Origin of the sequence: Sinorhizobium sp. RAC02, from assembly GCF_001713395.1 — a bacterium.
Taxonomy (GTDB): domain Bacteria; phylum Pseudomonadota; class Alphaproteobacteria; order Rhizobiales; family Rhizobiaceae; genus Shinella.
On the sequence record NZ_CP016450.1, the window covers coordinates 142,348 to 156,433 of the forward strand.

Here is a 14,086-nt window from a genome sequence, read left to right on the forward strand (position 1 = left end):
ATTTTACGCCTGCCCACCACGGACAGACGGGTGCCAGAACGTGACGACCCGCTCGATGAGCGCGACGATCCCGTAAAAGGCGGAGCCAGCCACCGCGGCAACCGCGATCTCGGCCCAAACCATGTCGACATTCATGCGGCCCACTTCCGTGGAAATGCGGAAACCCATGCCGACGATGGGCGTCCCGAAGAATTCGGCGACGATCGCGCCGATGAGCGCAAGCGTCGAATTGATCTTGAGCGCATTGAAGATGAAGGGCCAGGCGGCGGGAAGGCGCAGCTTGACGAGGGTCTGGAACCAGTCGGCCGCATAGGTGCGCATCAGGTCGCGCTCCATATGGCTCGTCGCGGCAAGGCCGGAGACGGTGTTCACCAGCATGGGGAAGAAGGTCATGATGACGACGACGGCGACCTTCGACTGCCAGTCGAAGCCGAACCACATGACCATGATGGGTGCGACGCCGATAACCGGCAGCGCCGAGACGAAATTGCCGAGCGGCAGCAGGCCCTTTTGCAGGAAGGGCGAGCGGTCGATGAGGATCGCAACGAGAAAACCGAGGCCGCAGCCGAGCGCATAGCCGACCAGCACGGATTTCAGGAAGGTCTGGCGGAAGTCCGCCCAGAGCGTCGGTATGGAGTTGATCAGCCGCACCCAGATCATGCTCGGCGGCGGCAGCAGCACGGACGGCACGTTGAAGCCGCGCACGATGCCTTCCCAGAGCACGAGGATGGTGGCGCCGAAAATCAACGGGACGGCGATGCGCGCAGCGCGGTCCGCCGCCGGGCTCGTAAATTTCTGGCGCACCAGCCATTCGTTGAAGGCCCAGGCGGCGAGCCAGAAGACGATTGCGGCCACAAGGATGGAAAGATTCATGCCCGTGCCCCCATGCGCTTGAGGACAAGGCTATGCGCGAAGCCGACGACGATGACGAGGAGGGCCGCGACCGCCGCCGCCATGAAGAGGGCCGCCCAAATCTGCACCGTCTGGCCATAGTAGGAGCCGGCGAGCAGGCGTGCGCCAAGGCCGGCGACCGCGCCGGTCGGCAGTTCGCCGACGATGGCGCCGACGAGCGAGATGGCGATCGCCACCTTCAGCGAGGTGAAAAGATAGGGCATGGAAGAAGGCCAGCGCAGCTTCCAGAAGGTCTGCGACGATGAGGCATAGTAGGTGTGCATCAGGTCGAGCTGGATCTGCTCGGGACTGCGCAACCCCTTCACCATGCCGACGACGACCGGGAAGAACGAAAGATAGGTCGAGATCAGCGCCTTCGGCATCAGGCCGGAAATACCGACCGCATTCAAGACGACGATGATCATTGGCGCGATGGCCAGGATCGGGATCGTCTGGCTGGCGATGACCCAGGGCATCAGCGAACGGTCCATCGCGCGGTTGTGCACAATGGCGATGGCGAGCAGGATGCCGAGCACCGTGCCCATGGCAAAGCCCATCAGCGTTGCGGAGAGCGTGATGCCGGCATGGTAGACAAGGCTGCGCTTGGAGGTGACCGCCTTGTTGACGGTGGTGTCCCAGAGTTCGGCGAAGACCTGATGCGGTGCCGGCAGAACGGGCCGCTCCTGCGCCATGGTCTTCGGCAACAGCTCCATGAAGCTGATCGTCGTTCCGGCGCGTCCTGCCGTGTCGCGCTCGAAGGGCGCGTTCAGCACGACGACGAAGACATACCAGAGCGCGACCAGCGCGAGCAGCACGGTGACGATGGGAAGCAGGCGATCGCGAAGGAAGCTGGCCTGTTCCATGCTCAGCTCCGTGCCGTGGTGGGCAGCAGCATCAGCCCCATGGCAAGAATGCCGAGGCCGACGCCGGCGACCTGGGTGCTGCTCAGCCGCTCGCCAAAGAACAGGAAGGCGATGACGTTGATGAGCAGCAGCTGGGTGATGGCGGAGAGCGAAACGGCAAGCCCAAGCCCGCCTTCGCGCATCAGCTTCAGCATCATCAGGTTGCCGACAATGTAGAGCGCCATGGACAGCAGCAGGTAGAGAATGTTCGTCGTGCCGACATAGGCACGCGACGACGTTGCCGCGCCGATGAAGACGGCGGTCGCGCCGAACAGCCAGAGCACGAAGGAGAGCTTCATCAGACGTGCTCCTCGTAGCTGTGGCCCGCGCGCAGGCCCTCGCGCACACGATGGGCGATCTCGAGGAATTCCGGGGTCTCGCGGATGCCGAGCGGGCGCTCCTTCGGCAGCGGCGAATCGATGATATCGGTGACGCGGCCGGGGCGGGGGCTCATGACGACGATCTTCGTCGAGAGATAGACGGCCTCGGGGATCGAGTGGGTGACGAAGCAGATCGTCTTTTGCGTGGCCGCCCAGAGCTTCAGCAGCTGTTCGTTGAGATGGTCACGCACGATCTCGTCGAGCGCACCGAAGGGCTCGTCCATCAGGAGCAGGTCAGCGTCGAAGGCGAGCGCGCGGGCAATCGACGCGCGCTGCTGCATGCCGCCGGAAAGCTGCCAGGGATATTTCTTGCCGAAGCCGGTGAGGTTGACGAGGTCGAGCGTGCGGGCGACGCGCGCCTTCTGTTCGTCGCGCGAGTGGCCCATGATTTCCAGAGGAAGCGCGATGTTCTTTTCGATTGTGCGCCAGGGATAGAGGGCTGCGGCCTGGAAGACGTAGCCATAGGCGCGGCGCTTGCGAGCGTCTTCCGGTGACAGGCCATTGACGGTGATGGTGCCGGAGGTCGGTTTTTCCAGATCGGCGATGACGCGCAGGAACGTCGTCTTGCCGCAGCCGGAGGGGCCGATGAAGGAGACGAAATCGCCCTTTTCGACGGTCAGGTTGACGCCGGTCAGTGCCGTGACCGGGCCATCGGCGGTCTGGAAGGTGAGGCCGAGATCTTTTGCAGAAACAACGGTATCGGAGACGGGCATGCTGGTCATCTTTCGGCGCCCCGCACGGCGCGGTTTTCGGCAGACTGCATGTCCCTTCTCGGCATTGCAATCGGCATTGTCTGCAGTATCACTTTGGGCACGGAATTCTTTCGGGGGATGGAACGATGACGATGGAAACGAAGGCGGAATGCCGGGTGATACGCCCGGGCAGCACCTATGACGGAAAGCAGGGGTTCAGCTATTTCGAGGGCATCGCCCGCGAGAGCGTTGGGGCGTCGGGCATCTGCATGCATCTCCTGACGATCCCGCCGGGGGGGCGCGCCAAGGCGCATATGCACGAGAGTCATGAAACGGCGATCTACATGCTCTCCGGCGAGGCGCATACCTGGTACGGCGAACGGCTGGAGAACCATGTGATCGTCAAGGCAGGCGAGATGTTCTACATCCCCGCCGGCGTGCCGCATCTGCCGGCCAATCTCTCGGACCAGCCGGCCTCGGCGGTCATCGCGAGGACAGATCCCCACGAGCAGGAGAGCGTGGTGCTTCTGCCGCATCTCGAGGCGTTGGTTTCGGTTTAGGGGGTGGTATCGGGCAGGTAAGAGGGCTGTGTTGCGCCAGCCCCCCTCATCCGGCTGCCGCCACCTTCTCCCCGAGGGGGAGAAGGGGAAGAACACAGACGTTGCATATTCCCTTCTCCCCAGCGGGGAGAAGGTGGCTCGAAGGGCCGGATGAGGGGGATTTTCCGGGTGCGATCGATTTAGCGTTGCCGTGGTCGCGCGAGGCGGTGCCACATGGCGCGCTCGCCCCTTGTGGGGGAGGTGTCCGGCAGGACGGAGGGGGGTATATCTGCGCCCCTCAACCGTCATGTCTTGCACCGCATGATTGGCCCCCAGCGCGTGCCGTCCGGGAAGCTGATCGTGTAGCCGCCATTGTCCGGCATCAGCGTCAGTTCATACGGCGTAACGTCCTCCATGCCCTCTTCATGGCATTCGGCGGCAACCGTCGTGGCACTGCCGACGTGTTTGCCCTCACCCTTGAATTCGCAATAGGAGGCCGCGGTGGTCACGCCCTCCTTGTTCAGCAGGAAGAAGAAATCCGCACCGGAGGATTCACCGGTCGCTGCATAGTGGCAGCCTTCCGCGTCCCCATAATTGCCATCGACGATATCGCCCGCTGCCCCGGCCGGTCCGGCGAGCGCGATGCCGATAAGAAGGATGGAGAAGGGGCGGCCGGGAGGCATCAGACCCCGCTCGCCGGAATGCCGCTGCGCTCCACCTTGCGCGGCGCGGTGATTTCCTTCCAGGTCGATAGCGCCTTGTTTACCGCCGTGAAGGGCTCGCGCTTGACGAACTGGCCGTGGCCCTCGCGCGTCTTCACGGTGCTCTCCTCGATGGCGACGACGCCGCGCGTCAGCGTGTAGCGCGGCAGACCCACGACCTCCTTGCCTTCGAAGACGTTGTAGTCGATCGAGGATTGCTGGCTCTTGGCGGAGATGGTCTTGGAGCGCTTCGGGTCCCAGACGACGATATCCGCATCGGCACCGACGAGGATCGCGCCCTTCTTCGGATAGACGTTGAGGATCTTGGCGATGTTCGTCGAAGTGACGGCGACGAACTCGTTCATGGTGAGGCGGCCGGTGTTGACGCCGTTGGTCCAGAGCATCGGCATGCGGTCTTCGAGGCCGCCGGTGCCGTTCGGGATCTTGCGGAAATCACCGGCACCCGTGCGCTTCTGGTCGGTTGTGAAGGCGCAATGGTCGGTCGCCACCACCTGCAACGAACCGCTGGCAAGGCCGGCCCACAGCGAATCCTGGTGCTGCTTGTTGCGAAAGGGCGGGCTCATGACGCGGCGCGCCGAATGGTCCCAATCCTTGTTGAAATATTCGCTTTCGTCGAGCGTCAGGTGCTGGATCAGCGGCTCGCCGTAGACGCGCATGCCGTTCTGCCGGGCGCGACGGATGGCCTCATGGGCCTGTTCGCAGGAGGTGTGCACGACATAGAGTGGGCTGCCCGCCATGTCGGCGATGATGATGGCGCGGTTCGTCGCCTCGCCCTCGACGGAGGGCGGGCGCGAATAGGCGTGGCCTTCCGGGCCGTTGTTGCCCTCGTCCATCAGCTTCGTCTGCATGGCGGCGACGACGTCGCCATTTTCCGCATGAACGAGGGGCAGCGCGCCGAGCGCCGCGCAGCGCTGGAACGAGGCGAACATCTCGTCGTCGTTCACCATCAGCGCGCCCTTGTAGGCCATGAAGTGCTTGAAGGTGTTGATGCCCTTCTCCTCGACGATCGTCTTCATCTCGTCGAACACCTGTTCGCCCCACCAGGTGACGGACATGTGGAAGGAATAGTCGCAGTTGGCGCGGGTTGACTTGTTATCCCAGCGCATCAGCGCATCGAGCAGCGACTGGCCGGGATCGGGCAGGCAGAAATCGACCACCATGGTCGTGCCGCCGGCAAGCCCGGCGCGCGTGCCGCTTTCGAAATCATCGGCCGAATAGGTGCCCATGAACGGCATTTCGAGATGCACATGCGGATCGATGCCGCCCGGCATGACATAACAGCCCGCTGCATCCAATACTTCGTCGCCCGAGAGATCCGGGCCGATCTCGACGATCCTGCCGCCGTCGATCTTGACGTCCGCCTTGTAGGTGAGGTCGGCGGTGACAATGGTGCCGCCCTTGATGACTGTGCTCATTTGGGCTTCCTCTTTGTAGCTTTGTTGACCGCCGCATCATTGGTTGAAGCGATTTCGAGGGCAAAAAATGTCTTCACCTGCGCCTGTAGCTCTGTGTCAAACACGCGCACTGTGTCGAAAAAGCTCTTTAGACGCGCGTGTTGATCTGGATTTTTTGCCCAAAATGACAGCTCAATTTCGAGGCAGGCCGACAGCAAGTCTCCCTCATAGTATGACGAGTACTGCATAGGATTTCTGCATATCGCATCGATCGCCAATGGAACGGTATATTCCAAGGCGATTTTCTGGCTTACGAGTTGGCGTAGGTCGCCAGCGTTTAAGTCTTTTATGGGTTTTTGCAGAGCCTTGTTGATACGTTCGATCATGCCCGTAGCGAAAGGCCCTTTTTCATCTGGCCACGCTAGATGCCAATTCAGGCTTCTCTCCAGGCGCATCGCGCTATCGCTCACTCCGCAATCCCCGCCGTTTCGATGACCGCATGGAGCAGCACATCGGCGCCGGCGGCGGCCCATTCCTTGGAGATGTCCTCTGCCTCGTTGTGGGAGAGGCCGCCAACGCAGGGGCACATGATCATCGTGGCGGGGGCCACCTTGGCGGCCCAGCAGGCGTCGTGGCCGGCGCCGGAGATGAGGTTCATGTGGCTGTAGCCGAGGTCTTCGGCGGCCTTGCGGACGGTCGCGACCAGTGTCGGGTCGAAGGTGATCGGGTCGAAATGGCCGACGGCTTCGACGGAACAGCCGACGCCGAGCGCTTCGCAGATTTTCGGCGCTTCCGCCTCGATGCGGGCGCGCATACCGTCAAGCTTATTCTGGTCCGGCGAGCGGATGTCGACGGTGAAGACGACCTTGCCGGGCAGCACGTTGCGCGAATTCGGCGAGAAGAACACCTGGCCGACGCCGCCGACGGCGCCCGGCTGGTTTTCCATGGCGACCGTCTGCACCATTTCGAGGATGCGGGACATGGCAAGGCCGGCATTGACGCGCAGGTTCATCGGCGTCGAGCCGGTATGCGCCTCGCGGCCGGTGAGCGTGAATTCCAGCCACCACAGCCCCTGACAGTGGGTGACGACGCCGATCTGCTTTTCTTCGGCCTCGAGGATCGGCCCCTGTTCGATGTGATATTCGAAATAGGCGTGCATCTTGCGGGCACCGACCTCTTCGTCGCCGACCCAGCCGATGCGCTTCAGCTCGTCGCCAAACGTCTTTCCGTCCGGATCCTTGCGGCTATAGGCGTAATCCTGCGTGTGCACGCCGGCAAAAACGCCGGAGGCAAGCATGGCCGGCGCGAAGCGGGCGCCTTCCTCGTTCGTCCAGTTGGTAACGACGATCGGGTGTTTCGTCCTGATGCCGAGATCGTTCATCGAGCGGATGACTTCGAGGCCGGCGAGCACGCCGAGCACGCCGTCATATTTGCCGCCGGTCGGCTGGGTATCGAGGTGCGAGCCGACATAGACAGGCAGCGCCTCGGGGTCCGTGCCCGCGCGCGTCATGAACATGTTGCCCATCGTGTCGACGCCCATTGTCAGGCCCGCGCTATCGCACCATGCCTGGAACAGGCGGCGGCCTTCGGCGTCGGAATCGGTCAGCGTCTGGCGATTGCTTCCGCCGGCAATGCCGGGGCCGATCTTCGCCATGTCCATGAGGGAATCCCACAGGCGGTCCGCGTTGACACGCATGTTTTCGCCAGGTGCGGCCATGTCGTATGCTCCCACGTCTTCGGGCTCTTGCAGCCTCAATCTGTTCCCACCGGGTGGCAGCGCGATTGTTTGTTTGCGCCTTCCGATCAGAGCAGTTGCCTTTACTTGATAACTGTCTGATAATTTGACCGGTTGGTAAACATTACAGCTTCCGTTGCGGCACTCAAGCCGAAAAACCAAAAAGCATTGGGGTGCGCCCAAGAAAATGGCGGCTGTTTAAACTGGTGAATTTGACGGCACTTTTCCGGTTCCACGGTCAAGGCCGGACCGGGGGGCACGATGGCATTACCGAGGGCGGCGAGGACTCAGCGACGCACGCGCATCCAGGAGGAGAAGGAGGAGCAAATCCTCGAGGCCGCGCTGGAGGTGTTTTCGTTGCATGGTTTCCGCGGGGCAACCGTCGACCAGATCGCCGAAGTGGCCGGCATGTCGAAACCGAACCTGCTCTACTATTTCCGCACCAAGGAGGCGATGCATCGCTCGCTGATCAACCGCGTGCTCGATACCTGGCTCGACCCGCTGTGCGAGTTCAATGCGGAAGGCAATCCGGTATCGGAAATCCGCAGCTACATTCGCCGCAAGCTGGAAATGGCGCGGGATTTTCCGCGCGAAAGCCGGCTCTTCGCGAATGAAATCCTGCAAGGCGCGCCGAACATCGAGGACGAACTGAAGGGACCGCTGAAGTCATTGGTCGACGAGAAGGCGGAAGTCATTCGGGCCTGGGCGAAGGCGGGCAAGATCGCCAAATGCGATCCCTACCACCTGATCTTCTCGATCTGGTCGACGACCCAGCACTATGCCGACTTCGACGTGCAGGTGCGCGCGGTGCTCGGTCAGGATCATGCTGGCGAGGGGCGGTTCGAGGATGCGGCACGCTTCCTCGAACAGCTCTTCCTCAGCGGTCTCCACGTCAGCGAGCAGCCGGCGTAGTTTTCCCCTTCACCGGCTCCGTCTTCGGCTGGCCGAACAGGCTGGCGACGATCTGTTCCCGTTCGCGCCAGAGCGCCGGCAAGGCCAGCAGCGCGATGCAGACGACGGCAATGGTCGTCTTGGAAAGCTGTGAGAGCTCCGGTGTGCGCCCGTCCACATAATAGACCGCATAGACGATGGCGACGTGCCAGACATAGACCTGCAGCGAATGGCGGCCGAGAAGGCGCAGGAAGCGGAGCGTGAAGACGGTGGTGACACCGTTTGCCAGCCTGCGGACCCACATGTTGTGGTGTTTCGGCCCGGCGATCAGCAGCCAGGTGAGGCCGATGGCGACGGCGGCGAAGTTTATCAGATAGACCGGGCCGAAATCCGCGCGGATTTCCATGGTCGCGAACTTGTCGAGCACCGACTGCGGCAGCAGATCCCAGGCCGTGATGATGCGCAGCGGCAGGAAGAACAGGCAGATGGCGAGCGCTGCCTTCGGCAGAAGCGTCTTTTCCGGCGCAAAAATCCGCCCCCAGTCGATCTTGTCCTGGGCGGTCATGGCGCCGATGACCATCGCGGAGAAGAAGACGATCTGCCAGCCGAGCATGTTGAAGCTGGCGCGGATACCCTGCTCGTCCGAACCCATGACGAGGCTGTTGAGGGGATCGGTCACGAAGCGTTGCAGGCCGAGCTGCGCCGCCATCCAGACGATCAGGGAACCTGCCAGCACATGCGCCCACTTTCCGCGCAGGCAGAGCCAGACGAGCGGCGGCGCAAACAGCATATAGACGATATATTGCGGCAGGATGTCCATGAATGTCGGCTGGAACAGGAAGGTGGCAATCGCCGCCAGCCGCAGCGGCTGATCGAAGTTCGTGTAGCCGAGCCAATTGTACCAGAGCTTGTAGGCATCCGGCAGGACCATCTGCACGATGAGAACCGCCATCACCGTGCCCATGGCATAACGGTAGAGCTCGAAGGCGCGGTTGCGCAGGAGCTGCCGGCCGGTTTCATAGCCTGACTTCAGCATCTTGCGGGCGTAGACCATGCCGATCAGCAGGCCGGAGAGGAAGACGAACCCCTGTGCATCCTCGACAAAGGCGAACTGGCGATGGTTGACCTCCATCATCCAGTAGCCACCGACAAAAATCAGGTGGTTGATCAGCATGAAGACGAGGAAATAGCCCCGCATGCCGTCTATGATTTCAAATCGCTTCAAAACATGCGCTCCGTCGATACTCACCGTGCGCCCCAACGGGGCCGCAACGCACGAGGCGGCGGATCGTTCCGAAAAAATCAATCCGGCAGGAAGGCCATCAGGGCGAGGCCGCAGGCCGTGACGAGTGCGCCGGCGAGCACCGGCAGGCTCGCCCAGCCGTGACCGAGCAGACCTTCCAGCAGGATGATGAAGCTTGGCGTGAGGTAGCCATAACCGAGCACCTTCGAGGCCGGCAGGCGCATCGAGGCATATTGTAGGAGCAGGAAGGTAAAGGCCGTGGTGACGACGGCTAGATAGGCGACGGCGGCGTAGACGGCCAGCGGCAGGGCGGAGAAATCCGTCTCAAGAAGGCCGCGAATGCCGGGTGGCACCAGCCAGAGTGCCGCGCCGACCGTCACCCAGAAGCCGAAGGCGACGGCGGGTTCGCCGCGGTCGAAGCGGCGAATCAGAGGCACGTAGAGGGCGTGGCAGATGACGCCCGCGAAGAAGATCATCTCGCCGGTGCCGATATCGAAGGACAGGATGGCATCGATATTGCCGCGAAAGATCACCCAGACCGCGCCTGCGGCGGCGATGAGCAGGCCGGCAAGTACGCCCGGCCGGGTCTTCTGGCCGAGCACGGGCAGCGCGAAGCCGGCGCTCAGCAGCGGCATCAGGGTGAAGACGGCGCCGGTCGCGATGGGGCTCGTGAACTCCAGTGCGGTGAACATGGTCAGCATGTAGATGGCGATGAGGCCACCGAGGAAGAGGAAGCGCCACACCTCTTTTGGCCAGACGGCCGGCACCTTGAAGGCGCCGAAGGCGAGCGCGGCCATGACGATGATCGTCAATATGTAGCGCCAGAGCGTCAGCGGTTCGGCGTCCATGTAGCGCGCCGCCAGCCCGCCGAAGGAGAAGGAACCGGCGATCAGCACCGAGAAGAGCAGCATGGCGAGATGGCCCTTGAGCTTTTCACGGCCCTTGGCATGATCGGAAAGGCCCACCCGGGCGGGCATACGTTTCGTCAAGAAAATCACCCTATTGTCTGCGGCGCGGTCGGGTCATAGACCGGTACGCGAGAGCGCGCCAGCCCCACACGAAAGCCGCAATCGCCGGCCATAGGCCGGCGACACAGCAGAGGACAAGCAGAGACGATGGCCATCGGCTTCAGGGACACGGACCGCAAGACGAGTGAATTGCTCGAAGACATCATCCACTCGATCAAGGGCGAGCACATCACGCTGCGCGATCTTTTATCGATGATGGGCGAAAGCGGCCTGCTGCTGCTCTGCGCCTTCCTGTCGTTGCCGTTTCTCTTTCCCGTATCCATTCCGGGCGTGTCTACAGTGTTCGGTGCCGGCATCGTGCTGATCAGTGCGGCGATCACGCTCAACCGGCTGCCCTGGCTGCCCCAAAAGGTCGCCGACCGGCGGCTGGAAAGCGGCAAGCTCCGGCCGGTGCTGGAGCGCGGGGTAAAATTCCTGCGCCGTTTCGACCACTTCTTCAAGCCGCGGCTGACGGGTTTGACGGCCGGTGTGGTGATGAACCGCGTCAACGGCCTGGTGCTGATGGGGGCCGGCATTCTGCTCATGGCGCCGCTCGGCCTCATTCCCTTCTCCAACACGCTGCCCGGCGTCGCCATCCTGCTGCTCGCCGCCGGCATTTCGCAGCGTGACGGACTGGTGGTTCTCGGCGGCTACGTGATGGTCGTGCTGACCATCGTGTATTTCGCGGGGTTGGCGCTCCTGGCTTATAGCGCGGGGCAGAGTTTCAACGTCTTCGGGTGAGTTCCGGCTTGAGCGTTTCAGCCCGACCGCAGCAAATCAGCAAAGTCTCTCCGACGGTTTAAATCGGCAGCACGGCGTCGGGCTTTACATCCCCCACCGATGCATAGGTGTGGGTTTCTCTTACGCCGGGCAAAGGCAGGATCACCCGCTCTAGAAAGTCCTGAAACAGCGACATGTCGGCAATTCTCGCCTTTACGAGATAGTCAAAGCCGCCGATGACCATGTGGCATTCCAGCACCTCCGGCGCCTTCGAGATCGCATCGGAAAACCGCTCGAAAATATGCGGCGCCGTGTGGTCGAGGCGGACCTGTATGAACACTACGGTGCCGCGGCCGATCTTTTTCGGATCGAGAATCGCCCTGACGGCCTTTACGTAACCCTCGCGAAACAGACGCTTGACGCGCTGGCTGGCGCCAGTCGGGGACAGGCCGACCCGGTTGGCCAGTTCGAGCGTGGTGCGGCGTCCGTCTTCCTGAAGGAGCCTCAGCAGGCTGCGGTCGATCGTGTCGAGATCCGTGAGTTCATGATTCACGCTATTTCATCCATCGCATGGTGATTTTCACTTCAGATGCAGAAATTCAATATATTTAGCCACGCTCGATCGAGCAATAGCATGTGACTTCCACGGGACAGTCCCGTTCCGCCAAGAGGGAGGCAAGCGTGCGTGTTGCGACGATCGGAGAATATGGTGGCAGCAAACGGCTGGCACTTCTGGCAGGAATTGTGTTCGTCGCGATCACCACCATCCAGTTCGTTGCCGCCCGCTTCAGCCTGCGCGAACATCTGACGGCGGCCGATATCGTGGGCCTGCGATTTGTCGGCGCTGCCCTCGTCTTTTTGCCGGTGTTATGGACGACCGGCACCGGAAAGCTGAGGGCACTCGGCTGGCGGAAGGCCGTACTTTTGGCCCTTTTGACGGGCTTGCCCTATCCGCTGATCATCAATCAGGGGCTTACCTATGCACCGGCGAGCCACGCCGCCGCCCTGTCGCCCGCCTCCATCCTGTTCTTCTCCTTCGTGTTCTCGCGCATCGTGTTCAAGGACAAGGTATCCGGCGCGCGCAAGGTCGGCATTGCCGCGGTCATCGCGGGGTTACTTCTTTTCGTGTTTCACGCAGGTGCCGTCGCAGGCGACACGCTGCGCGGCGATCTGCTGTTCGCAGGATCGGGGATCATGTTTGCGGTCTATGCGGTGCTGGTGAGGCTCTGGTCGCTCGATGCGGTGACCACGACCATCGCCGTCGTCCTCTTCTCCTGCCTGCCGCTTCCTCTGCTGCACGCTCTGGCGCCGAGCGGACTGGCAACGGCATCCATGGCCGAGATCGCCACGCAATTGGTGATCCAGGGTTTTCTTGCCGGTGCGGTTGCGGTGGTGCTCTACACCTACGTCGTTCGTCAACTGGGCCCGCAACAGGCTTCGCTGTTCATGCCGTGTATTCCGGTGGCGACGGCGGTGGCGGGCATGGTGGTGCTCGGTGAAACACTCACGCCTTCCCAGGTCATTGCAATCGCCAGCATAACATTTGGAATGGTCTTCCCGATCCTGAGAAAACGCTGACTTCCTTACTATTCTCCCCACGAAGCTCGATCGCAGAACGTGATGTCCTGCGATCGATTTTGCGAGAGAAGGTTACTCCGCTGCCTGTTTGGCCATCGGGTTGTTCGGGTGCGTCGTCCAGTTGGCGTAGTTCGGATCGACCACCTTGCCAGTGCGCTGGTCCAGCACGCCGGGTTCGAGACCGACCATGGTGATGCAGTTTTCGACCGGGCAGACGTTGACGCAGAGATTGCAGCCGACGCATTCGTCTTCCATCACCTCGAAGTGTCTCACGCCATCGACGAACTGCGTGATCGCCTGGTGGGAGGTGTCCTCGCAGGCGATGTGGCAGCGGCCGCACTTGATGCAGGCATCCTGGTCGATATGGGCCTTGGCGATGTAGTTGAGGTTGAGATACTGCCAGTCGGTGACATTCGGCACGGCGCGGCCGCAGATGTCATCAAGGTCGCGGTGGCCCTTGGCGTCCATCCAGCTCGACAGACCGGTGATCATTTCCTGCACGATCTTGAAGCCGTAGGTCATGGCAGCGGTGCAGACCTGCACGTTGCCGGCACCGAGCACCAGGAATTCGGCGGCATCCCGCCATGTGGTGATGCCACCGATGCCGGAGATTGGCAGGCCATAGGTTTCCGGATCGCGGGCAATCTCGGCCACCATGTTGAGCGCGATGGGCTTCACTGCCGGGCCGCAATAGCCGCCATGGGTACCCTTGCCGCCGACCGTCGGGTTCGGAGCGAAATTGTCGAGATCGACGGAGACGATCGAGTTGATCGTGTTGATCAGCGACACGGCATCCGTTCCACCGGCCTTGGCGGCGCGGGCGGGCTTGCGCACATCGGTGATGTTCGGCGTCAGCTTGGTGATGACCGGCATGCGCGTATACTGCTTGCACCAGCGTACGACCATTTCGATATATTCCGGCACCTGGCCGACGGCGGCACCCATGCCGCGCTCGGACATGCCGTGCGGACAGCCGAAGTTGAGCTCGATGCCGTCGGCGCCGGTCTCTTCCACCAGCGGCAGGATCGCCTTCCAGCTCTCCTCCTCGCAGGGCACCATGATCGAGGCGATGAGCGCCCGGTCCGGCCAGTTCATCTTGACCTGCTTCATTTCGCGCAGGTTGGTATAGAGGTCGCGGTCGGTGATCAGCTCGATGTTGTTCAAGCCGAGAAGCCGGCGATCGGCGCCCCAGATCGCGCCATAGCGCGGGCCGTTGACGTTGACGACCGGCGGGCCTTCCTCGCCGAGCGTCTTCCAGACCACGCCGCCCCAGCCCGCCTTGAAGGCGCGCTCGACATTGTAGGCCTTGTCGGTCGGCGGCGCGGAGGCGAGCCAGAACGGGTTGGGCGATTTGATGCCGACGAAATTGTTGCGAAGATCAGCCATGTCTCA

Annotated in this window: 16 protein-coding genes; 4 read left to right on the forward strand and 12 right to left on the reverse strand. The window is 62.3% G+C overall.

Annotation, left to right across the window (positions count from 1 at the left end; all coding sequences use genetic code 11):
- Window positions 1–3 precede the first annotated feature (3 nt).
- From BSY16_RS00640 to BSY16_RS00655, 4 genes are read right to left on the reverse strand one after another with little or no spacing between them, the layout of a single operon-like run.
- The gene (locus tag BSY16_RS00640) at window positions 4–873 is read right to left on the reverse strand and encodes an ABC transporter permease (RefSeq protein ID WP_069057878.1); all 870 of its coding nucleotides are present in this window, start codon (window positions 871–873) and stop codon (window positions 4–6) included.
- Window positions 870–1,754, reverse strand: a complete 885-nt coding sequence (locus BSY16_RS00645; protein ID WP_069057879.1) for an ABC transporter permease — start codon at window positions 1,752–1,754, stop codon at window positions 870–872. Before BSY16_RS00645 ends, BSY16_RS00640 begins: the two co-directional genes overlap by 4 nt.
- A 2-nt stretch (window positions 1,755–1,756) precedes the next feature.
- The gene (locus BSY16_RS00650) at window positions 1,757–2,092 is read right to left on the reverse strand and encodes a DMT family transporter (RefSeq protein ID WP_069057880.1); all 336 of its coding nucleotides are present in this window, start codon (window positions 2,090–2,092) and stop codon (window positions 1,757–1,759) included.
- A complete protein-coding gene (locus tag BSY16_RS00655) occupies window positions 2,092–2,895 on the reverse strand; it encodes an ABC transporter ATP-binding protein (RefSeq protein ID WP_069057881.1) in 804 nt (267 codons plus the stop codon). The genes BSY16_RS00650 and BSY16_RS00655 overlap by 1 nt, the downstream gene beginning before the upstream one ends.
- 116 nt (window positions 2,896–3,011) lie before the next feature.
- Between BSY16_RS00655 and BSY16_RS00660 the strand changes: the two genes are divergently transcribed.
- Window positions 3,012–3,425, forward strand: a complete 414-nt coding sequence (locus BSY16_RS00660; RefSeq protein WP_083242786.1) for a cupin domain-containing protein — start codon at window positions 3,012–3,014, stop codon at window positions 3,423–3,425.
- A gap of 284 nt (window positions 3,426–3,709) precedes the next feature.
- Here the strand turns inward: BSY16_RS00660 and BSY16_RS00665 are convergent, their stop codons facing one another.
- The 4 genes from BSY16_RS00665 to BSY16_RS00680 are packed head-to-tail and all read right to left on the reverse strand — an operon-like array spanning window position 3,710 to window position 7,237.
- Complete coding sequence (locus BSY16_RS00665; RefSeq protein ID WP_069057883.1) at window positions 3,710–4,087, reverse strand: hypothetical protein; 378 nt, start codon at window positions 4,085–4,087, stop codon at window positions 3,710–3,712.
- Window positions 4,087–5,541 carry a dihydropyrimidinase gene (gene hydA, locus BSY16_RS00670; RefSeq protein WP_069057884.1) on the reverse strand — a complete coding sequence of 485 codons (1,455 nt, stop codon included), beginning with the start codon at window positions 5,539–5,541 and terminating at the stop codon, window positions 4,087–4,089. The genes BSY16_RS00665 and hydA overlap by 1 nt, the downstream gene beginning before the upstream one ends.
- Window positions 5,538–5,990: a contact-dependent growth inhibition system immunity protein gene (locus tag BSY16_RS00675; protein ID WP_150129837.1), complete on the reverse strand. Its 453-nt coding sequence runs from the start codon at window positions 5,988–5,990 to the stop codon at window positions 5,538–5,540. Before BSY16_RS00675 ends, hydA begins: the two co-directional genes overlap by 4 nt.
- Window positions 5,987–7,237 carry a Zn-dependent hydrolase gene (locus tag BSY16_RS00680; RefSeq protein ID WP_069057886.1) on the reverse strand — a complete coding sequence of 417 codons (1,251 nt, stop codon included), beginning with the start codon at window positions 7,235–7,237 and terminating at the stop codon, window positions 5,987–5,989. The genes BSY16_RS00675 and BSY16_RS00680 overlap by 4 nt, the downstream gene beginning before the upstream one ends.
- A 279-nt stretch (window positions 7,238–7,516) precedes the next feature.
- Here BSY16_RS00680 and BSY16_RS00685 point away from each other — a divergent pair, with 279 nt between their 5' ends.
- Window positions 7,517–8,167, forward strand: coding sequence for a TetR family transcriptional regulator C-terminal domain-containing protein (locus BSY16_RS00685; RefSeq protein ID WP_069057887.1), 651 nt, complete (start codon window positions 7,517–7,519; stop codon window positions 8,165–8,167).
- On the opposite strand, the gene BSY16_RS00690 is transcribed toward BSY16_RS00685, so the two are convergent.
- A complete protein-coding gene (locus BSY16_RS00690) occupies window positions 8,148–9,371 on the reverse strand; it encodes an OpgC family protein (RefSeq protein ID WP_069057888.1) in 1,224 nt (407 codons plus the stop codon). The two genes, BSY16_RS00685 and BSY16_RS00690, sit on opposite strands and share 20 nt — an antisense overlap.
- Window positions 9,372–9,448: 77 nt before the next feature.
- Window positions 9,449–10,378 carry a DMT family transporter gene (locus BSY16_RS00695; protein ID WP_286157164.1) on the reverse strand — a complete coding sequence of 310 codons (930 nt, stop codon included), beginning with the start codon at window positions 10,376–10,378 and terminating at the stop codon, window positions 9,449–9,451.
- A 126-nt stretch (window positions 10,379–10,504) separates the two neighbouring features.
- On the opposite strand from BSY16_RS00695, the gene BSY16_RS00700 reads away from it, so the two are divergent.
- Window positions 10,505–11,137 (forward strand): exopolysaccharide biosynthesis protein, encoded by a 633-nt coding sequence (locus tag BSY16_RS00700; protein WP_069057889.1) that lies wholly within the window; start codon window positions 10,505–10,507, stop codon window positions 11,135–11,137.
- A gap of 58 nt (window positions 11,138–11,195) precedes the next feature.
- On the opposite strand, the gene BSY16_RS00705 is transcribed toward BSY16_RS00700, so the two are convergent.
- A complete protein-coding gene (locus tag BSY16_RS00705) occupies window positions 11,196–11,669 on the reverse strand; it encodes an Lrp/AsnC family transcriptional regulator (RefSeq protein WP_069057890.1) in 474 nt (157 codons plus the stop codon).
- Between the two features lie 128 nt (window positions 11,670–11,797).
- Here BSY16_RS00705 and BSY16_RS00710 point away from each other — a divergent pair, with 128 nt between their 5' ends.
- Window positions 11,798–12,694: a DMT family transporter gene (locus tag BSY16_RS00710; protein ID WP_069057891.1), complete on the forward strand. Its 897-nt coding sequence runs from the start codon at window positions 11,798–11,800 to the stop codon at window positions 12,692–12,694.
- A 72-nt stretch (window positions 12,695–12,766) separates the two neighbouring features.
- Here the strand turns inward: BSY16_RS00710 and preA are convergent, their stop codons facing one another.
- Window positions 12,767–14,080, reverse strand: a complete 1,314-nt coding sequence (gene preA, locus BSY16_RS00715) for an NAD-dependent dihydropyrimidine dehydrogenase subunit PreA (protein ID WP_069057892.1) — start codon at window positions 14,078–14,080, stop codon at window positions 12,767–12,769.
- Window positions 14,081–14,086: the final 6 nt, after the last annotated feature.